Genomic DNA, 20,821 nt, shown 5'->3' with positions numbered 1-20,821 from the left:
TACTAGGGATTGAAATATAGATGATTTACGTCAATGCTTTACTACACTAAAGTAATTACACTTCCAATAAAAATGTGACTGGATAATGTCAAGAAATAACAAAACTTGACTTTTTTGTAGATGAAACCAAAATTTCATGCCAGAATCCGCATAAGATTCCTAATCTTATACATAATTTTAGGACAATATGGGCTGAAAAGATGGTATGGGATGGGTAATTGTCAGAAAATCATCGGATCAGTGCCAGATGCAGCCGTTGTTAGAAGCATTGTGCAAGATATACAAAGAATATTTTCGTGATTTTGTATGAAATTAGAGAGTGTTTTCTGTACAGTTTTGTGACATAACGAGCCGTTACCCCTGCTCTTGAAAATGGTGCGTATGGTATCACTTTTTACCCCACAGCAAAAAATCAAGGTTTACCAAAATTGGTTTACCTTGAAATATTGTCACCAAGTGACAACCGATGTGGTAAAATTACCCATTCGGATAGAATCAGTTACACCAATTCTGGTGGAAGTTGATTGGGACAAATCGCTTTTACCAAAATTGGTAAACCCGATTGACTGAAAAACAAGGTATGGTAAAATTACCAGACCTTGATAAGTGGACTTACGGTAAAAGTACCACAAGTCCAAAGCCTTTACCAAAATTGGTAAACCCTATTAGTGAACAGTTTTCGCAGATTTCTTCAACAACTGTCCTGAGTCTCAAATTTGAGATGCAGCGATTCCAAAACGGGAAACGCTCAATAAAAAAATCGGTTCTGGTAAATTTACCGTAACCGATCCTTTACTTCTTATGTTTTCTTTTTCGTCCAACGAGATAATCAAGAGATACGTCATAATAATCAGCGATCTTAATTAACATTTCTATCGGAACATTGATTTTTCCCAACTCATACTTGGAGTAGGTGGTTTGCTTGATGTTCAAATATTCAGCAATTTCTGTCTGCGTCTTATCAGCATCTTCACGCAAATTACGAATGTTCTCAAATGTCATGTCCATACCTCATAAATAATTTGTCTTTATTATATGAAAGTCGTGACAAGACTATTGAAAAATAGTCGTACTGCGACTATAATTATTTTAAATAACAACAATGTGGTACGATTAGGAAGGAGAAAGTAATGCGTGGAGTAGTTACAAGTTACAATAGGCAGAAATGCGCAGGAATCATCACAGCCGATGATGGTAAAGAGTACACTATCAGCAGATACGATATTGATGGTCTACCAGTGCCGGAACGTGACGACATTGTTGATTTCGAGCCGGACGGCGATAATGCAACGGATTCAGTGCCTATTATTTCTAAATTCCTGCTCAGGCGGTATATGAAAGAAAAAAAGGGACTGAGATTGGTTGAAGCCAAAGACCCATTAGGCAACAGACGCTATATGATTGTAAACGATGAGGACTGGAAACAGAACTTTGAACGCTATTATACGCTGACTGAGGTTGCTGAGTATATGGGGTTTGACTTTTAGTTGAGACGTAACGCAGGAGAATGGGTATGTATACATTAGGATATTGTTTAGGTATTGGATTGTTTATTCTAATACTGGTTGCATTATTAAGTTAAAAAATAGGCATAAACGAAGGAGAAAAAAGGTATGGGCAACAGTATAACATATAAAATATTAGACGGTAATTTGACATTTGATTCCAGAGTTTTAGAATACGGAAAACTGAAAAAAGAATTTGACGAATACGGTGAAGAATTAGCAAAAGTAGTCGGTGATTTCCATGAAGAAAATAAGTCTCGTGTTATGGATATGTATCATGGGGAACATAAATATTACGAATATATGTATCGTCAGTTAAATGAAATTGTTCACAATATAGATGACCATATGAAGAAATACATACAAATTCTTGTAAATCATGGTGTTTATGATAAAGAAGAAACACAATATTCCCATAGTAATAGTGGAGTTGTTTCTCTGCTCAATTTAACTAATATGGAATATGATTTAAAATGCTTGATGTGGGATCATATGAATGATATGTATCAAATGCAAGCGGATGATGCTTATGTAAATGCATATAGTCAAGTCCAAGGGAATCAATATGGAATTATTACCAATAGTGTGTCTGCAAGTATTTTATATGGAATTGAAAATGAATATAGAATAAAGAAGTCAACACAAAGAGCAAATTCAGAGTATTCTAGTGCATTAGATAGTATTTCTAATAGTTCAGAGAGATGGTTTAATAATGAATGGGGAAAAGAATTTATCCAATATACTGAAAGATTATTTGGTCTTTTGCCGTCAATCACAGATGCACTCTTTGAACAGATTACAGAAGATTTTATAAAATGTGGAATAATTGATAAAGATACACATGAGAATATAAATAGAGAAAAATCAGATACAATTATTAAAAATTTGGACATTGCATCTGATAAAAAGAAAGTTTTGTTGGAAGCTATTAATGCTGACCCATTTAATGAAAAAGTATATGAAAAAATTGTTGATGAAGATTGTCTGAGTGAGGATGTAATAAAATTTGCAATAGATTTTGGAATGACAGAACCACTTTTGCAAGAATTATCGGGTCAACTGTCTAATATTATACTTGGTGGAGAAATAGACATTGACAGATTTAATTTAGACATGAAATACGTTAATTTATTGAGTGCTGAGTCAGAAGATAATATTAGAAAAAAAGTTTTGGGGAAATATCTTGCTGAAACAGAAGATATATTAAAAAGGTTTCAGGTAGGGATTACAGATCAAATTGTAGTTCAGGAAATGTACTCCTACTTAAAGAGTAATAAAGAAAATCTGGAGGAAAATATATCAAAGTATTTTGAAAAATTATTTATATTCTGGCAGTTAGAAGTTATGCCCCAAATTTTAAAACCAAAAGAAATAAGTGATTTATTAAATAGATGTGCTCTTTCTGGTTCAAGTATTGGAGAATTAAAGGAATATTTTGTAAAAGAATATCATAATGCAATTATTAGAGAATTAGAAAAGGTGGAATCTTATCAGAATGAAATAAGATTGCATAAAAGTAACCTTGAAGCTATTGAAATAGATATAGCAGATACTCAAAATATTATTACACAAAATAAATATAAATTGTTTGGTGAAGGTGCAAAAAAACGTAAATCTGCAAATGAGAAATTACAATCTCTTTTATATGAAAAAGGTAGCATTAAGTCTAAAATTTCAAGTTTACAAAATTATAAAATAGCTTCTACTAAAGATATTCCGTTTGTAGATGAGGAGCATAATATTGATGAAGATGGTTATTTGGTAAATGTGACTTCTGAATTGTTAAGAAAAAAAGAAGCAGGATTTATAACCGAAGAAGAATGCTCGAAAAAGCAGTCAGAACTGATTGATAAATATACAAGACATCAATTAGGTGGAACATTAGATGAAGTAAAAAAGAAATATTTGCTATAAATTTATTACAGACCACTAAAGGGGTCGGTACACCACCGATACCCTGAGTGGTCTATTTTATTGCACAAATTTAGGAAAGGAGACACATATGGACGTATTAACAAGATTAAAAATGGAACTGTCCAACCAAGAGTATTTTCCAGACAACCAGTACACACAATTTCTCATGGAAAATAATCTGACAGCAACAGAATCCTATAATAAAGAAACTATGTACAAACAACTACTGCTGACGGTGCTTGATGTATTTGAAGCCGTTGCAAATGATGTTGACCTCATGCAATCCATCACGACAGAGTTTAACACCACAGGGGCAGCATACAAATATATTGAAAAACGTATTGCACAAGTAAAGGACAAGATTGCTTCTATTCCCGATCCTGATGATGATTACAGTTGCTTCTCACTGATGTTTACCAGAGAACCACAATATACTCCTAGCCGTTACGGGGCTAAGACCATCACACCAAAAGAAATTGATGATATGTTTTAAGGGGGTGGATTATGGTATTTACAGAAGGAACACAAGACAAATATCTTGACGAGGACGGACTGCAATATCTAATCGAGAAGTTAAAAGAAAAAATTCCATCCGGCGGTAATGTTGACCTGTCAGATTATTATACTAAGGAAGAAATTGACACTATAGTAAATAATCTTCCTGCTGGTGGTACAGGTACAAATGGTAAGGATGGCACAGGAATCCAGATGGTCAAGTTGGTAAATTATGAACTCATTGTCACTCTCACAGATGGCACAGAGATTAACTTGGGAAATGTGCGTGGTGCTAAAGGTGACAAGGGAGATAAAGGTGATCCAGGACAAGACGGTGCTAAAGGTGCTGACGGTAAGGATGGTATCAATGGCAAGGATGGAGTGAACGGTACAGACGGTATAAATGGTATTGATGGTGTATCTCCTACTGTCGAGGTCACAGAAATCACAGGCGGTCACAACGTGGCTATTACTGATAAGAACGGTACAAAGACATTTGATGTGTTAAATGGTAAGGACGGTGCTAGTGGCGCTGGTGGTGGTGGCTCATCTTCTGGTGATGTATATTCAACCGAGGAAACACCTATAGGCACATGGTATGATGGCTCAACAATCTACAGGAAGGTTGTCATAATGAAAATCAAAACAACCATCAAATCTGGAACTCCTGACATTACATCTGTAAAGCATGGCATTGAAAACTTTAAATATTTGGTTGACTTACGCTGTATTCCACAAGGATATAGCATGAGGTCGGCAATTGGTGATTTAGGTTTTACGGGAACAAATCTTTATAATGCAACGTCACTTAGTAATTTAAGGGATTATCTGATCCGACCAACAGTATCATATGACAGCATCATGGTCGATGCAGGTTACAGTTGGCGTGGTTGTGAGTTGACTTGCATTATTGAGTATACAAAAAGTAGTTAAGGGATTGACAGAGCGGTTGAAGGATAGTATTATATTAAAGAGAAGTCTTGTGCTGTTTTTTTGAAAGATACAACGAAACTGTTGTTTATAAAGGTTAAAATGCTGTTTTTGTGGAAAGCAAGACTAAGGATCTTGTGAGCATTGCGCTCGTGTGGGTTCAAGTCCCATCTTCCGCATGACTGTAAGGCGGAGCTGTGAATTGCAGTTCCGCTTTTTTTGTGCGGTTTTATAAGCGAAAATCAGTCAGATTTCGCTGACGAAAAAAAGAAAAAACTTTTGAAAAAAAGTGTTGACATACAGGGAACACTTTGTTATACTATCACTTGTCGCGAGGGAGAAAATAAAAAATCCCAAGGAAATGCGGTCATGCGGAAGTGTCGGAACTGGCAGACGAGCAAGACTAAGGATCTTGTGAGCATTGCGCTCGTGTGGGTTCAAGTCCCATCTTCCGCATTGGAAATTTCCATGAAATGCGATATGCGGAAGTGTCGGAACTGGCAGACGAGCAAGACTAAGGATCTTGTGAGCATTGCGCTCGTGTGGGTTCAAGTCCCATCTTCCGCATGACTTTAAGGCAGAGCTGTGAATCGCAGCTCTGTTTTTGGCTATATGAAAGTAAATCGAGGAGCGGTTTGCATATTTGTTCTCGTTTCATATACAATATGAGAATTTTGGACACCTTCAGGTTGGAACAGACGATAAAACCAATATTTTTTGAATTTTTTTTTCAGAAAAGAGGAATTTGCGGTTTTGTGTAGAATATAATTAACAGAGGGTATTTTATCGCCGCTGTTTGTCAGACTGTGGAGGAAGTGCTTATGAACATCAGAGAGAATATGGAACAGAGAGAACGGGAACTGTTAAGTCCCTATGCGTCTCACAGCGCAGATACCAGAGGCAGAGACCGGCCGGAAGAGGAATGCGATGTGCGTACCGCATATCAGCGGGACAGGGACAGGATCCTTCACTGCAAGGCTTTTCGCCGCATGAAAGATAAAACGCAGGTGTTTCTGGCACCGCAGGGAGATCATTACCGTACCAGGTTGACGCATACACTGGAGGTATCACAGATCGCCCGTACCATTGCCAAGGCACTCCGGCTTAATGAAGATCTGGTGGAAGCCATCGCTCTGGGACATGATCTGGGACACACGCCTTTTGGACATGCCGGGGAAAGAGCGCTGGATCAGATACATCCTGGAGGTTTTGCCCACTATAAACAGAGCGTCCGGGTTGTGGAAGTACTGGAGAAGAACGGGAACGGACTGAATCTTACCTGGGAAGTCCGTAACGGGATCATGAATCACCGTACCAGTGGAAATCCTTCTACTCTGGAAGGCCAGGTTGTGCGTTTTTCTGACAAGATCGCCTATATCCATCACGATATGGACGATGCTCAGCGTGCGGGAATCATCACAGAAGATGACATTCCTGTTACAATGAGAACTTTTCTCGGATATACCACGAGAGAACGGCTGAATACTTTCGTACATAATATTATAGAGAACAGTATGGAGAAAGACAGCATCTCCATGTCGCCTGATGTTTTTGAGGCGATGATGGAACTTCGGGCCCTGATGTTCCGGAATGTCTATGAGAATCCGGTTGCCAAGAAGGAAGAAGACAAAGCCATTAAGATGCTGACGGAACTGTACGAATATTATACAGATCACCCGGAGGCAATGTCCAGGGAATACAGAGAACTGGTGGAATATCGGGGAGTACCCAAGGAACAGGCAGTCTGTGATTACATTTCAGGAATGACAGATCAGTACTCCATGGAGAAATTCAGGGAGATCTACATACCGAAGTCCTGGGAGGTCTATTAAATGGAAAAGAGGGATAAACATGCGTTATTCAGATGACATCATAGAAGAAGTCCGAATGAAAAATGACATTGTAGACGTGATATCCCAGTATGTGAAACTGACACGGAAGGGAAGTTCCTATTTCGGACTGTGTCCCTTCCATAATGAGAAAACTCCTTCTTTTTCCGTGACGCCATCCAAGCAGATGTATTACTGCTTTGGCTGCGGGGCAGGAGGAAACGTATACAATTTTATCATGGAATATGAGAATTATTCTTTTGGCGAGGCATTATCCCATCTTGCTGACCGGGCAGGGGTGGAGCTTCCGAAGATCGAGTATTCCAGAGAAGCAAGAGAAAAAGCAGAACAGAGAGCGGCGCTTCTTGAAATCAACAAGCTGGCAGCTCAGTATTTTTACTATCAGCTCCGGCGAGAAGGCGGAAAAACTGCCTACGGCTATCTGACAGGCAGAGGTCTTTCCGAGGAAACCATCCGGAAATTCGGCCTTGGATATTCGGACAAGTACAGCGATGACCTGTACAAATATCTCAAGGGAAAAGGCTACAGTGATGAACTTCTCCGGGAATCCGGGCTGTTTAATGTGGATGAACGGCGGGGAATGTATGACAAGTTCTGGAACCGTGTGATCTTCCCGATCATGGATGTAAATAACCGGGTCATTGGTTTCGGAGGCCGTGTCATGGGAGATGGCAAGCCCAAGTACCTGAACTCACCGGAGACGAAGATTTTTGACAAGAGCAGGAATCTCTACGGACTGAATGTGGCCAGGACCACCAGGAAGAATTATCTGATCCTCTGCGAGGGATATATGGATGTGATCGCCATGCATCAGGCAGGTTTTACCAATGCGGTGGCATCTCTTGGAACCGCGCTGACATCCGGACATGCGAGCCTTGTGAAACGTTACACCAAGGAAGTCCTGCTTCTTTACGACAGTGACGGCGCAGGCATCCGTGCGGCTCTCCGTGCGATCCCGATCCTTCGGGAGGCAGGGGTTACGTCCAGGGTGGTAAGCCTGAAGCCATGGAAGGATCCGGACGAGTTTATCAAGAATGAGGGCGCGGAGGCTTTTGAAGAGCGTTTGAACCAGGCGATGGACAGTTTTATGTTCCGTGTGCATATTGCAGAGCAGGAATTTGCGATGGATGCACCTCAGGGACAGAATCAGTTTTTTGAGCGGTGCGCCGAAATGCTGCTGGAACTTTCCGACGAACTGGAAAGGAATCTTTATATAGAAGCAATTGTAAAGGAATACGGCCGCTACGGAGTGGGCACGGAGGATATCCGGAAAAGGGTCAACACACTGGCTCTGAAAGGAACGCCTGCAGAGAAGCGGATTCAGCCGAAATCCGGGACTCCGGAAACAAAGAAAAAAGAATCCGCCGCAGATAAGGCCCAGAAGCTGATGCTTACCTGGCTTGTGAATTATCCGGGGATCTTTGAACAGGTGGAAAAATATATTTCACCGTCAGATTTTGTGGTGCCGCTGTATAAAGAAGTGGCCCAGATGCTGTTTGACCAGCATAAGGAGGGAGAGACCAATCCGGGAAAACTTCTCAATGCATTTACAGACAGCGAGGAACAGAGAGAAGTGGCATCACTTTTTAATGCCACCATCCATCTGGAAAACGAAGGAGAACAGCAGAGAGCTTTTTCTGATACGCTGCTGCGGATCAAGGAAGAGAGCCTCAAAGAAAAAAACCGTACCTGGGACCCGTCAGACATGGCAGGGCTTCAGGACCTGATAAAAGCAAAAAAAGAACTGGAAGACCTTGGAAGAAAGAGGCAGCAACTGCATATTTCTTTCAATTAAGGATAAAATATAAACACTATATGGAGGTATAGAGCACCTATGGAAATGAATATGGCAAAATTCAGCGAGAAACTTGTAGAGCTTCTTGAACTTGCGAAAAAGAAAAAGAATGTGCTGGAATATCAGGAGATCAGTGACTTCTTCAAGGACTCTCCACTGGAAGTAGATCAGATGGAGAAAGTCTTTGACTTCCTGGAGGCCAGCGGTGTGGACGTTCTCCGTATCACAGACAACAGCGGTGACGAACTCCTCCTTGATAATGATATGGATATGGATGGGATCGAAGATGAAGAAGAGGTAGAGCTTGACAAGATCGACCTCTCCGTGCCGGAAGGTGTCAGCATCGAGGACCCGGTCCGTATGTACCTGAAAGAAATCGGTAAAGTCAGCCTGTTGAGTGCAGACGAGGAGATCGAGCTTGCAAAAAGAATGGAAAAAGGTGATGAAGCTGCCAAGAAGCGTCTGGCAGAAGCGAACCTCCGTCTTGTTGTCAGCATCGCCAAGCGTTATGTGGGACGTGGAATGCTGTTCCTTGATCTGATCCAGGAAGGTAACCTTGGTCTTATCAAGGCAGTTGAGAAATTTGATTACAGAAAGGGCTACAAGTTCAGTACCTATGCAACCTGGTGGATCCGTCAGGCCATCACAAGAGCCATTGCGGACCAGGCACGTACCATCCGTATCCCGGTGCATATGGTTGAGACGATCAACAAGCTGATCCGTGTTTCCCGTCAGCTGCTTCAGGAGCTTGGACGTGAACCTACGCCGGAAGAGATCGCTGAGGAGATGGACATGCCGGTAGACCGTGTACGTGAGATCCTTAAGATCTCCCAGGAGCCGGTATCTCTGGAAACTCCGATCGGTGAGGAGGAAGACAGCCATCTTGGCGATTTCATCCAGGATGATAATGTTCCGGTACCTGCAGATGCAGCTGCGTTTACACTTCTGAAAGAGCAACTGGTAGAGGTTTTGAGCACTCTTACTGACCGTGAGCAGAAAGTTCTTCGCCTCCGTTTCGGTCTGGACGACGGACGTGCCAGAACTCTGGAGGAAGTTGGTAAAGAGTTTAACGTTACAAGAGAGCGTATCCGTCAGATCGAAGCGAAAGCTCTGCGTAAACTGCGTCATCCCAGCCGCAGCCGCAAGCTGAAGGATTACCTTGACTGATAAAAATATATCCGTACAGCTTTCCATGCGTCTTTGTGCCATTGCCGGTATGGTAACAAAAGGAAACCGGCTGGCAGACGTAGGATGTGACCATGGCTATCTGTCCATCTATCTTGTTGAGGAAAGAATAGTTCCGTCAGCTATTGCCATGGATGTACGTCCGGGACCGCTTTCAAGAGCTAGGGAGAATATTTCCCGCTATGGTCTTGAAGATTACATAGAGACCCGTTTAAGTGATGGGCTTACGAAGCTTGAGCCGGGGGAAGGTGATACCCTGGTGATTGCGGGAATGGGCGGTCCTCTGATGGAAAGGATATTAAATGAGGGAGCGAAGGTCCGGGAGGGGTTTCAGGAACTGATCCTGCAGCCTCAGTCGGACCTTCCTCATTTCCGGCATTTTCTCTCTGAGATCGGCTGGGAGATCGTAAGAGAGGAAATGATAAAAGAAGACGGAAAGTTTTATCCAATGATGAAAGCGGTACGAAATAAAACCGGTAAAAAGATCATGTATACAGAGGCGGAAGCCTGGTTCGGGCCTCTCCTTCTGGAAAAATGTCATCCAATTCTGAAGGAATATCTTCTCCGGGAGGCATCCATCCGTGAAAAAATACTAGCAGATCTTTCAGGGGCAGGGGCTTCATCTGCCTCTGCAAAAGACCGTCTTGCAGAAGTAAAGGAGGAAATGGAGCTGATAAAGTCAGCTCTTGGACGATATGAAAGCATATGAACTGATCGAATGGCTGAATGAACATCATCCGCAGAAATTTGCGGAAGAATGGGATAATGTGGGACTTCTGGTGGGAGACGATCAGAAAGAAATCTCCCATGTATTTCTTGCACTGGACCTCACAGAACCGGTGCTGGATGAGGCAGTGACAGCTGGTGCGGATATGATCCTTACCCATCATCCCATGATCTTTTCCGGGATCAAGAAGATCAACAATCATACCTTTACCGGAAGGAAGATCTTACGGCTGATCCGGGAGGATATCCCGTACTTTGCCATGCATACCAATTATGATGTGATCGGTATGGCAGATTTAAGCGCAGATTATCTGAAACTTCAGGATACAAAGGTGCTTACAGTTACCGATGAGTCCGGGGAGCAGCCGGAGGGATTCGGCCGCGTGGGAAAACTTCCCCGTGCCATGACTCTTGGCGAGTTTGGAAAATATGTAAAAGAATGCAATTGCCTTCCAGATGTGCGGGTTTACGGCGATCTGGATCAGAGGATCGAGACTGTGGCAATCTGTACAGGAAGCGGAAAGAGCATGATCCGTGATGTGATGGCAGCCGGTGCGGATGTGTATGTGACCGGAGATATTGATTATCATACTGCCATTGATACCATGGCGGATGGACTGGCGATCGTAGATGCGGGACATTATGGCACGGAGTATATTTTTGCGGAAGCCATGGAGAGGGAACTGAATGAGGCGTTCCCGGATCTTAAGACGACCTGCGCCAGTGTGAAAAATCCATATATTGTTTTATAAGTATAAGCCTGTGGAGGTGAGTGTTATGGAACAGACGATGATAAAAGTGATCATAAACGGAGAAACAAGGGAATACCCCAAGATGACCCCATATTCCGAGATTGTAAAGGATTATGAGGGAGAAACAGAGTATCCGGTGATTCTTGTAACTGAGAACGGAAAACTCCGAGAACTTCACAAGAAGCTGCGGCATGACTGTACCCTGGGATTTATAACCACAAAGGACAGTGCCGGCCGTAAAACCTACCGGCGAAGTGCGATCTTTATCCTTCTGAAAGCAATTTTTGATGTGGCCGGAAAGGAAAATGTGGATCATGTGGTAATCCATTATTCTCTGGGGAATGGTCTTTATTTTACCATGAAAGGCAGTGCAACCCTGGATCAGGAGCTTCTTGACCAGGTGAAAGTGCGGATGCGGGAGCTGGTAGATCAGAAAATTCCGATCTACAAACGCAGTGTCAGCACGGATGATGCCATTTCCATGTTTCGCAGGCATCATATGTATGACAAAGAAAAACTGTTCCGTTACCGCCGTGTTTCCAGGGTAAATATTTACAGTCTGGAGAATTTTGAGGATTATTTTTACGGTTTTATGGCACCGGATACCAGTTATGTGCAGTATTTTGACCTGCAGCTTTATGACGAAGGTTTTGTACTGATCCTTCCGCGTCAGAAAACACCGGATGTTCTGGAGGATTTTGAGCCGCAGGATAAGATCTTTCATGTGCAGAAGGAATCGGAAGAATGGGGCGACAAGCTGGATGTTGCCACTGTGGGGGACCTCAATGACCGGATCACCAGAGAGGGTGTTCAGAGCCTGATGCTGATCCAAGAGGCGCTTCACGAGGCGAAGATTTCTTCCATTGCCGAGGAGATCCAGAGAAGAGGAAATGTGAAGTTTGTAATGATCGCAGGTCCTTCTTCTTCAGGAAAGACCAGTTTTTCCCACAGGTTGTCCATTCAGCTTGCAGCTCATGGCCTGAAGCCTCACCCCATCGGTGTGGATAATTATTTCGTGAACCGGGAGCATACCCCGCTTGATGAATTCGGGGAAAAGAATTTTGAGTGCCTGGAAGCCATTGATATCAAGCAGTTTAATGAGGATATGCTGAATCTTCTTGCTGGAAAGAAAGTGGATCTTCCTACTTTTAATTTTAAGACCGGATACAGGGAATACCGGGGAGATCAACTTCAGCTTGGAAAAGATGATATCCTGGTGATCGAGGGAATCCACGGGCTTAATGACAAACTGAGCTATGCCCTTCCAAAAGAGAGCAAGTTTAAGATTTATATCAGTGCTCTGACACAGCTGAATATTGATGAACATAACCGGATCCCGACTACAGATGGCAGGCTGATCCGCCGGATTGTCCGTGATGCGCGTACACGAGGAACTTCTGCAAAGGATACCATTGCAAGATGGCCGTCTGTACGGCGTGGTGAGGAGCAGAATATTTTTCCATTCCAGGAGGAGGCGGATGTGATGTTTAATTCCGCTCTTGTGTATGAGCTTGCCTGCCTGAAGGTTTATGCGGAGCCACTGCTTTTTGGAATTGATAAGAGTGAGCCGGAGTATCAGGAGGCGAAGAGGCTTCTGAAGTTCCTGGATTATTTTGTGCCGGTGCCCTGTGAGGGGGTTCCGTTTAACTCGCTTCTGAGGGAGTTTATCGGTGGCAGCTGTTTTAATGTATAATAAATAAAGATATGTGTAGATAGAAGGCTCTGTGCAGTGCAGATATCGGTTGGCGCAAAGATGGGATTGTTCTGATTTTCTCTGTGCGTAGGATCTGTGGTGTATGGAGTCTTTTGGGTGTGGATCAAAAAAAGTTAAAGTTCTTTGCGGCGTATAGATGTCGGCTAGAGTTTACAGGACTTAAAGGAAAGGGAAAATGATCATGAGAGAGAAAGTGCAACTGACAAAATTGGCTCCAAACTGTGGCTGTGCGGCAAAAGTGGGACCGGGAACCCTGGCAGGGGTTCTTGGCGGACTGCCGAAGTTCTGCGATCCGGATCTTCTGGTGGGGACGGATACTTCGGATGATGCGGCGGTTTACCGGGTGTCCTCTGATCTGGCGCTGATTCAGACACTGGATTTTTTTACGCCTGTGGCGGATGATCCTTATGATTTCGGTCAGATCGCGGCGGCGAATGCGTTGAGTGATGTGTATGCCATGGGTGGAACTCCGAAGACGGCTTTGAATATTGTGGCGTTTCCCAAAGATATGGATGTGGAGATCCTTGGGGAGATTTTGCGTGGTGGTGCGGATAAGGTGATGGAGGCTGGCGCGGTTCTTGCCGGTGGCCATACGATCCAGGATGATACGCCGAAGTATGGGCTTAGTGTGACGGGTTTTGTGGATCCGAGGAAGTTTTGGAAGAATTTTGGGGCGCAGACGGGGGATAAGCTGATTTTGACGAAGCCGCTGGGTGCGGGGATCGTGAATACGGCGATCAAGGCAGATCTGGTGACGGAAGGTGCCCGTAGGGCGGTGTTGGATTCCATGAAGAGGTTGAACCGGGATGCCTGTGAGATTTTGAAAGAGTTTGAGGTTCATGCCTGTACGGATGTAACGGGGTTTGGTCTTGGAGGGCATGCCACGGAGATGGCTGTGGCCAGTGAGCGGACGATCGTGATTGATACGGAGAAGTTGCCGGTGCTTCCGGATGTGGAGAAGTTTGCTTCTATGGGCCTGATTCCGGGTGGGGCTTACCGGAATCGGGAGTTTGCTGAAAAAACTGGTGTGAAAAGCCAGGCGGTGCTCTGGAGGGAGGATGTGGTGTTTGATCCGCAGACTTCCGGGGGACTGTTGGCGGCGGTGCCGGAGAGAGAGGCAGCGGAGATTATGAAAAGAATGGGTGAGGCTGGATTGGAGGCTGGAATGATCGGTGAGGTTGTGGATAGACGGGAGTGGACGTTGGAGATTTGGTAGGAAGCCGGACGCCAGAGGGAGCTGGCATTGATTCGGGCAGGGACTCCGTCGGGGGATGCTGCTGGTTTCGTGAGGTGGATGGAAAGCCGGACGCCTGAGGGAGAGGATATCGATCCGGGCAAGGACTCCGTCGGGGGATACTACTAAGATTCCGGAAGGTGGATGGAAAGCCGGACGCCAGAGGGAGCAGGCATCGATCCGAGCAGGGACTCCGTCGGGGGATACAACTAAGATTCCGGAAGGTGGCTAAAACCATTGCGGCAGGGCCAGAACTCGCCGTTGGCTCAAACAGCTGACCCTGCCGCAATAACGCCCCCTCCCGCAACCTAAGTTGTATCCCCCCTCCTCCGCAACAGCCCGAACCGATATCCTCTCCCTCAGGCTGGCATTTCCGGCCGGTAGGAAAAAACATAAAATACGTGGCGGGGACGGAAGCGGACGCGGGGTGTCCTGTCCTGGAATTGTGAAAGTTTGGCTGTATCGGCACAGCGTTCCATCATAAATACCGAAGAATCCAGGAGCTAGCTCGGCATAGCGTTCCACTCTGAATTCTGTAGCATACAGACAAAAGTCAGCAACTATACACTTGCAACAACGAAGAACTCCTTCCGTGCCCAACGGGGTGGGAGCGCGAGGGAGGGCGTTCGGGCTTCGGAACTCTGAGATCGCCTTCCCTCGCACTTACCGCATTGAAATGCGACCCGCGTAGCCATCCGCCCACATGGCAATGTAAAAAAAATCAAACTTTACAAGTTTGCGTACCTGTGCTAAAATATCAGGTGCGCAGCCAGGCCAGGTGATCGCGGCTGGACAGACGAAAGGGTCCAGACGAGGAAAGTCCGGGCTTCACAGGGCAGGATGCCGGATAACGTCCGGTGGAGGTAACTCCCAGACCAGTGCAACAGAAATAAACCGCCTCCTTTGCGGGGTAAGGGTGGAAAGGCAGTGTAAGAGACTACCGCCGCTGTGGTAACAGAGCGGGCACATGTAAACTCCATTCGAAGCAAGACCGAGAAGAAAGCCATACGGCGGCCCGTCGTGCTTTCAGGTAGGTCGCTGGAGCCTTCTGGCAACGGAAGGCCTAGATAGATGATCACTCAACGACATAACCCGGCTTATCGGTCTGACTGTGTATAATAAATAAGCATATAATAAAAGCAACTGTATTTTGCGGCCAGTTTATAGATCCGCGAAATAGCAGTTGCTTTTTTGGTAAAGAACGTCAGAAACTTTATACTTTCATAGTTTGTTCTTTTTTCAGTTTCAGAATCACATCCAAAGGCAAACCTGTAGTTTCAGCAATAGAAGCATCACTGAGTTTCCCTATCAGATTTCTGGCAATCTCAAGCTGCTTTTTCTGGGAACCATTATTGAAACCGTCATTAAAACCATCATTAAACAGCATCTGACCCAAACGTGTCATACGAATTCCCTCCTTAACATGTTCAAAATCATCATTTTCAAGAAACTTATCTGCCATGGTATAGATCATTGCCTCGATTTTCTGAAGATCTTCCGATGGAATATCTTTTGTATTTTCAGTCAGAGAAAATGCCTGAAGAAATCGTTCTTTTTGGATAAGATTGATATCTTCATAGAATTTCTTAAGATTGAGGACAATGGACTCTGTAGGAGCAGAAGATATAACCTTCCCATCAATACCAAGATAAGGAAGCAACTCCTTAGCAAAGAACTGAGCGGCAATTTTTAAAACCGCATCCTCATGCTGAACTACAGTTGCAGAACCGATTTTATCATTTGTAATCATTTCTTTCCGTGTCATAAAAAATCCTTTCTGCAAAAAGACACAAGAAAGAAATTGTCTGATTACAATATAACAGAAAAAATAAAAATAGACAATACATTTTCCTTTGCGTAACAGCTATGTATATATAAACTTGATAAAATGAAAAAATACCAGAATCGGTGGAACATAAGAATAAAAATAGAAAACTAAAAATGTAATACAGACAATTCCTTTCGAAAATGTAAATCTGTTTCAAACAGAATAAAATATCTAACACATAAAGTCAACAATAAAATATTTTGACATAAGACAAAGATATAAAACTGATACATTTCACTATACAATTATTACCCAAAAAACCAAACGTCGAACGAGCTAAAATACAAACATCCATGCAACAGCCAAAAAACAGCGCCCGATCCCCGGTTCGATATTCAGGCCTTTGCAGGAGCCGTAGTATTCCTAGACTCCGAAACAGCCGAATATCGAACCGGGGACCGGACGCGTCCGTTCGTTAATACAGTTATACAGTCAAAAAAATCTATTTATTCCGTTTACCGCTATATTTCTCCTCACAATACTTACACCGGTAAACTTCCTTTTCCTCATCAGCAAGAACAAAAATCTGATCCAGTCCCTGCTCGATGGAAGTGATGCAGCGAGGATTCTTGCATTTGATCACATTCACAACCTGCTTTGGAAGTTTCAGCTCTTTTTTGGCAACGATCTTTTCGTCTTTAATAATATTTACCGTAATATTATGATCAATAAAACCAAGAATATCCAGATCCAGATCCTCGATGGGGCATTCAACCTTGATGATATCTTTTTTGCCCATTTTCTGGCTGCGGGCATTCTTGATAATGGCAACGGTACAGTCCAGTTTATCCAGTTTCAGGTCATGATAAATAGTCATAGCCTTGCCGGCTTTGATATGATCCAGAACATAACCTTCACGAAGAGCACCTACGTTTAACATGGCAGTTCCACCTCCAGTAAAGTAAGAATCAGGGCCATACGTACATAAACGCCGTACTGGGCCTGTTTGAAATAAGCGGCACGCGGATCAGAATCCACTTCAACAGAGATCTCATTGACACGCGGAAGCGGATGAAGAATATACATATCCTTTGGCGCAAGTTCCAGTTTCTGTTTGTCCAGAACATAGAAATCTTTCATGCGGACATAATCTTCTTCATTGAAGAAACGCTCCTTCTGAACACGGGTCATGTACAGGATATCCAGACTCGGAAGAGCATCCTCCAGACGTTCCTCCTCAACGAATTCCACATTGTTACGTTTCAGCACATCCTCACGGATATAGCTTGGAATACGAAGTTCCTCCGGAGAGATCAGGACAAATTTCACATTTTCATAGCGAACCAGAGCTTCGATCAGAGAATGAACAGTACGTCCGAATTTCAGATCGCCGCAGAGACCAATTGTAATATTGTCAAGTCTGCCTTTCAGGGAACGGATAGTTAAAAGATCAGTTAATGTCTGAGTAGGATGCTGGTGGCCACCGTCACCGGCATTGATCACCGGGATATTGGATGCCATAGAAGCTACAAGAGGAGCACCTTCTTTCGGGTGACGCATAGCACAGATATCTGCATAGCAGGAAACAACGCGAATGGTATCGGCAACGCTCTCGCCCTTGGAAGCGGAGCTGGAATCAGCGGAAGAAAAACCAAGAACCTTTCCTCCAAGATTCATCATGGCTGCCTCGAAACTTAAACGTGTACGTGTACTAGGTTCGTAAAACAGTGTCGCAAGCCTTTTGTCATCACAGGTATGCGCGTACTTTTTGGGATTTTTCCCGATGTCATCGGCGAGATTCAGAAGCTTCTCGAGCTCTTCAACCGAGAAATCCAACGGACTCATTAAATGTCTCATGTTGTACCTCCAATTATTTACTGGAAATCAGATTCCTTCCAATTATCATATAATATAACTGTGAGATTTTCAAGAGACTTTCCGAGGATTTTGTCGAAGAAGCCATTCAAAAAAGAGACCGGTGAGAAACCATAAGGGAGCATAGTCCAGCCGGATCACCCCTTTATACTGGAGCGGAACGTGAGAATAGTCCCAGGGACAGATATGAAGCTTTTGAAAAAAAGATCCGCTTAAAAATTCCACGAAAAAAATCCCGCAGCTGTAAAAAATCCCCCGTACCATAACCGGAAAACCTTTGAGCTTACGGTAAGCCGGCCGGATCAGGGCCGCAAGACCATAAACCGGGAACATCAGAAGAGAGGTTTTGCCCATCATGGTAAAATGGCCGGTGACAAGAGAGTGCAGCCCTGTCCAGAAAATTTCCAGACACCAGCCTGTAAAACCGCACAGAAAAAAATCCTTCTTTTGCATCTCAAAGCTCCTTCTCATCAGCAAAAAAACTTCTCTTTTCGAAAGCAGAAAATGGGAAGTTTAACTTTATATATATTTAACGTGGAAAAGCATCTTTAATAGTCTCCCCTGCCTTGAAAAAAATATACACGTGGGTTATAATGAACGAAATTATTTATATTTTCAACACATGCGGAAGGAGAAAACAGACGATGAATTATGAAGAAAGTCGTGCCTACATCAGAGCCGCAGAACTGAAAAAAGGGATTGTTCTGGGACTGGAAAATATGAGGGAGCTGATGAGGCGGCTTGGAAATCCCCAGGATGAACTGAAGTACGTTCACGTAGCGGGAACCAACGGAAAAGGGTCTGTGATCGCATATCTGTATTCCGCTTTATCAGGTGCGGGCTATCGTGTGGGAAGATATATTTCCCCGGCAGTCTATTCCTACAGAGAAAGGATGGAAGTAAACGGAGAGCCTGTCAGCAGAGAGAAATTTGCAGCATATGTGACAAGGATCGCGGAAGTGATCGATGAGATCGTAAAAGAAGGCAAGCCGCATCCGTCAGTATTTGAAATTGAAACAGCAGCCGCATTTCTTTATTTTCAGGATGAGAAATGCGATCTTGTATTAATGGAAGTTGGTATGGGTGGCGATCTGGATGCCACCAACATTATCCGTACCACAGTTCTTTCCATTCTGGTATCCATCAGTATGGATCATACGGCATTTCTTGGAAATACCCTGGGCGAGATAGCAGAAAAAAAGGCCGGCATCATCAAACCGGACAGCCATATGGTGACGGTAAAACAGCAGCCGGAGGCAGAAGCGGTCATACGAAGAGTATGCGAAGAACAGAATGTACCATACGAAGTAGCAGACCGGGACTGTGCAAAAGTACTGGAAGCATCCATAACAGGGCAGACGTTTCTTTATAAAGGAGAGAAATATACGATATCCCTGGCAGGAGCTTACCAGAAAGAAAATGCAGTGGCAGCCCTTCGGGCACTGGAGATCTTAAATGAGCAGGGATACCCAACCACACTAAAGCAGAGACAGGATGGACTGAAACGTACTACCTGGCCGGGAAGATTTGCACTTCTTGGAACAAAGCCGGATTTTGTGGTTGACGGAGCTCATAACCCGGCTGCGGCAGACATGCTGGCTGCATCCATTGAGCGGTATTTTAAGGGAAAAAGGATTATTTATATCATGGGAATGTTCCGTGACAAAGATTACCGCAAAGTCATCCAGAAAACAGAAAAATATGCAGATACCATCCTCACCATTGCGGCACCGGACAACCCCAGGGCATTGACGCCCCAGGAGCTGGCAGACGCAGTGCGGGAGTTTCATTCCGATGTAAGGCCTTTTGATGACATCGAATCTGCAGTGGCAGAGGCCTATCATCTGGCAGGAAAAGAGGATGTGATCATTGCTTTTGGTTCCCTGGCATTTTTGGGGGATCTTACAGAAATTATCAGGAAACATAACGGAGGAAATGAATGACAGATTTGGAAAGATACAGAGACGAGATCGATGAGATCGACAGCGAGATCGTACGTCTCTTTGAAAAACGAATGAAGGTGAGTGAAGAAGTCGCTGAATACAAAATAAAAACAGGCAAACAGGTACTGGATCCGGCACGTGAGAGCCAGAAAATCCATACCCTGAAAGAAAAAGCCCACGGAGACTTTAACAGCCTTGGCGTGCAGGAACTTTTTCGCCAGATCATGGCTATCAGCCGCAAGAGACAATACCAGCTGCTTACAGAACATGGGATTTACGGAGAACGTAACTTTACAACTGTAAAGCATGTTCCCCTTGAAAACGCAACCGTTGTATTCCAGGGAGTAGAGGGAGCCTACAGCTATGCTGCCATGCGCCAGTACTTTGGAAAAAATATCGAAAGCTATCACGTAAAAACCTGGCGTACAGCCATGGAAGATGTAACCCACGGAAAAGCAGACTATGCGGTACTTCCCATCGAGAATTCCACCGCAGGTATCGTGGCTGATATCTACGACCTTCTCATGGAATACAAACTTTATATCGTAGGTGAGCAGATCATCCGTGTGGATCATGTGCTTCTTGGAATGCCGGATGCAACGGTGGAAGATATCAGGGAAGTCTGCTCCCATCCACAGGGACTTGCTCAGTGCAAAGCCTTTCTGGAAGAGCACCCGTCCTGGAAAAAGAAAGAAGTGGAAAACACCGCAGGCGCAGCCAAAAAGGTCAGCGAAGTGGGAGATAAAGGTGTGGCAGCCATCGCAAGCCGTGAGGCAGGCGAGGTATTCGGCCTTAAGGTCCTTGCGGAAAACATCTGCCGGGAAAAAGCAAACTCCACACGCTTCATCATTGTAAGCCGGAAGCCGGAGTACGAGGAAAAAGCCGGAAAGATCAGCATCTGTTTTGAGCTGCCTCATGAAAGCGGAACCCTTTACAACATGCTTTCCCACATCATCTACAACGGACTGAACATGACCAAGATCGAATCACGTCCGATCCCGGGAAAATCCTGGGAATACCGTTTCTTCGTGGACTTCACAGGAAAACTTGGCGAAAGCGCTGTGGAGAATGCATTAAGAGGAATCGAGGCGGAGGCGAATGTTCTCCGCGTTCTTGGAAATTATTAAGATACAGA

18 protein-coding genes, 2 tRNA genes and 1 other RNA gene are annotated in these 20,821 nt (G+C 44.2%); 16 read left to right on the top strand and 5 right to left on the bottom strand.

Going from position 1 to position 20,821, the window contains the following annotated elements:
• Positions 1–792: 792 nt before the first annotated feature.
• On the bottom strand, positions 793–1,002 hold the full coding sequence (locus KQI39_RS08795; RefSeq protein WP_216417848.1) for a helix-turn-helix domain-containing protein: 210 nt from the start codon (positions 1,000–1,002) through the stop codon (positions 793–795).
• Positions 1,003–1,130: 128 nt separating this feature from the next.
• Here KQI39_RS08795 and KQI39_RS08790 point away from each other — a divergent pair, with 128 nt between their 5' ends.
• The 14 genes from KQI39_RS08790 (at position 1,131) to rnpB (ending at position 15,216) form a co-directional block, all read left to right on the top strand.
• Positions 1,131–1,487, top strand: coding sequence for a hypothetical protein (locus tag KQI39_RS08790; protein WP_216417846.1), 357 nt, complete (start codon positions 1,131–1,133; stop codon positions 1,485–1,487).
• Positions 1,488–1,613: 126 nt separating this feature from the next.
• The gene (locus KQI39_RS08785) at positions 1,614–3,419 is read left to right on the top strand and encodes a hypothetical protein (RefSeq protein ID WP_216417844.1); all 1,806 of its coding nucleotides are present in this window, start codon (positions 1,614–1,616) and stop codon (positions 3,417–3,419) included.
• Positions 3,420–3,507: 88 nt separating this feature from the next.
• Positions 3,508–3,912, top strand: a complete 405-nt coding sequence (locus tag KQI39_RS08780) for a hypothetical protein (protein WP_216417842.1) — start codon at positions 3,508–3,510, stop codon at positions 3,910–3,912.
• An 11-nt stretch (positions 3,913–3,923) separates the two neighbouring features.
• Complete coding sequence (locus KQI39_RS08775) at positions 3,924–4,847, top strand: collagen-like protein (protein WP_216417841.1); 924 nt, start codon at positions 3,924–3,926, stop codon at positions 4,845–4,847.
• A gap of 368 nt (positions 4,848–5,215) precedes the next feature.
• A tRNA-Leu gene (locus KQI39_RS08770) sits at positions 5,216–5,300 on the top strand.
• 26 nt (positions 5,301–5,326) lie between these two features.
• A tRNA-Leu gene (locus KQI39_RS08765) sits at positions 5,327–5,411 on the top strand.
• 254 nt (positions 5,412–5,665) lie between these two features.
• Positions 5,666–6,676, top strand: coding sequence for a deoxyguanosinetriphosphate triphosphohydrolase (locus tag KQI39_RS08760; protein WP_216417839.1), 1,011 nt, complete (start codon positions 5,666–5,668; stop codon positions 6,674–6,676).
• A gap of 19 nt (positions 6,677–6,695) precedes the next feature.
• On the top strand, positions 6,696–8,489 hold the full coding sequence (gene dnaG / locus KQI39_RS08755) for a DNA primase (RefSeq protein ID WP_216417837.1): 1,794 nt from the start codon (positions 6,696–6,698) through the stop codon (positions 8,487–8,489).
• 39 nt (positions 8,490–8,528) lie between these two features.
• On the top strand, positions 8,529–9,656 hold the full coding sequence (gene rpoD, locus KQI39_RS08750) for an RNA polymerase sigma factor RpoD (RefSeq protein ID WP_148447579.1): 1,128 nt from the start codon (positions 8,529–8,531) through the stop codon (positions 9,654–9,656).
• Complete coding sequence (locus KQI39_RS08745; RefSeq protein ID WP_253293126.1) at positions 9,649–10,383, top strand: tRNA (adenine(22)-N(1))-methyltransferase; 735 nt, start codon at positions 9,649–9,651, stop codon at positions 10,381–10,383. The genes rpoD and KQI39_RS08745 overlap by 8 nt, the downstream gene beginning before the upstream one ends.
• Entirely contained in the window at positions 10,370–11,152 is a 783-nt protein-coding gene (locus KQI39_RS08740) for a Nif3-like dinuclear metal center hexameric protein (RefSeq protein WP_173763204.1), read from the top strand. The genes KQI39_RS08745 and KQI39_RS08740 overlap by 14 nt, the downstream gene beginning before the upstream one ends.
• Before the next feature lie 25 nt (positions 11,153–11,177).
• The gene (locus tag KQI39_RS08735; protein ID WP_216417835.1) at positions 11,178–12,845 is read left to right on the top strand and encodes a nucleoside kinase; all 1,668 of its coding nucleotides are present in this window, start codon (positions 11,178–11,180) and stop codon (positions 12,843–12,845) included.
• A 202-nt stretch (positions 12,846–13,047) separates the two neighbouring features.
• Positions 13,048–14,082 carry a selenide, water dikinase SelD gene (gene selD / locus KQI39_RS08730; RefSeq protein ID WP_330627644.1) on the top strand — a complete coding sequence of 345 codons (1,035 nt, stop codon included), beginning with the start codon at positions 13,048–13,050 and terminating at the stop codon, positions 14,080–14,082.
• Positions 14,083–14,866: 784 nt separating this feature from the next.
• Positions 14,867–15,216, top strand: an RNA gene (rnpB, locus tag KQI39_RS08725) — RNase P RNA component class A.
• A gap of 97 nt (positions 15,217–15,313) precedes the next feature.
• Here rnpB and KQI39_RS08720 read toward each other — a convergent pair.
• The 4 genes from KQI39_RS08720 to KQI39_RS08705 all read right to left on the bottom strand — a co-directional run bounded on the left by KQI39_RS08720 (position 15,314) and on the right by KQI39_RS08705 (position 18,196).
• Positions 15,314–15,865: a hypothetical protein gene (locus tag KQI39_RS08720; RefSeq protein WP_253293125.1), complete on the bottom strand. Its 552-nt coding sequence runs from the start codon at positions 15,863–15,865 to the stop codon at positions 15,314–15,316.
• A gap of 505 nt (positions 15,866–16,370) precedes the next feature.
• Complete coding sequence (locus KQI39_RS08715) at positions 16,371–16,808, bottom strand: aspartate carbamoyltransferase regulatory subunit (protein WP_021977931.1); 438 nt, start codon at positions 16,806–16,808, stop codon at positions 16,371–16,373.
• Complete coding sequence (gene pyrB, locus KQI39_RS08710) at positions 16,802–17,725, bottom strand: aspartate carbamoyltransferase (RefSeq protein WP_216417833.1); 924 nt, start codon at positions 17,723–17,725, stop codon at positions 16,802–16,804. The genes KQI39_RS08715 and pyrB overlap by 7 nt, the downstream gene beginning before the upstream one ends.
• A gap of 69 nt (positions 17,726–17,794) precedes the next feature.
• The gene (locus KQI39_RS08705) at positions 17,795–18,196 is read right to left on the bottom strand and encodes a putative ABC transporter permease (RefSeq protein WP_216417831.1); all 402 of its coding nucleotides are present in this window, start codon (positions 18,194–18,196) and stop codon (positions 17,795–17,797) included.
• Between the two features lie 191 nt (positions 18,197–18,387).
• On the opposite strand from KQI39_RS08705, the gene KQI39_RS08700 reads away from it, so the two are divergent.
• Both KQI39_RS08700 and pheA read left to right on the top strand, forming a co-directional pair.
• Complete coding sequence (locus tag KQI39_RS08700; RefSeq protein ID WP_216417829.1) at positions 18,388–19,686, top strand: bifunctional folylpolyglutamate synthase/dihydrofolate synthase; 1,299 nt, start codon at positions 18,388–18,390, stop codon at positions 19,684–19,686.
• Positions 19,683–20,813, top strand: a complete 1,131-nt coding sequence (gene pheA, locus KQI39_RS08695) for a prephenate dehydratase (protein ID WP_148447589.1) — start codon at positions 19,683–19,685, stop codon at positions 20,811–20,813. The genes KQI39_RS08700 and pheA overlap by 4 nt, the downstream gene beginning before the upstream one ends.
• The last annotated feature ends 8 nt before the right edge of the window (positions 20,814–20,821 follow it).

Origin of the sequence: Blautia sp. MSJ-36, from assembly GCF_018917985.1 — a bacterium.
Classification (GTDB): Bacteria; Bacillota; Clostridia; order Lachnospirales; family Lachnospiraceae; genus Blautia_A.
The sequence above is the reverse complement of the archived record's forward strand: the minus strand, read 5'-3'. Positions and strand labels throughout refer to the sequence as shown.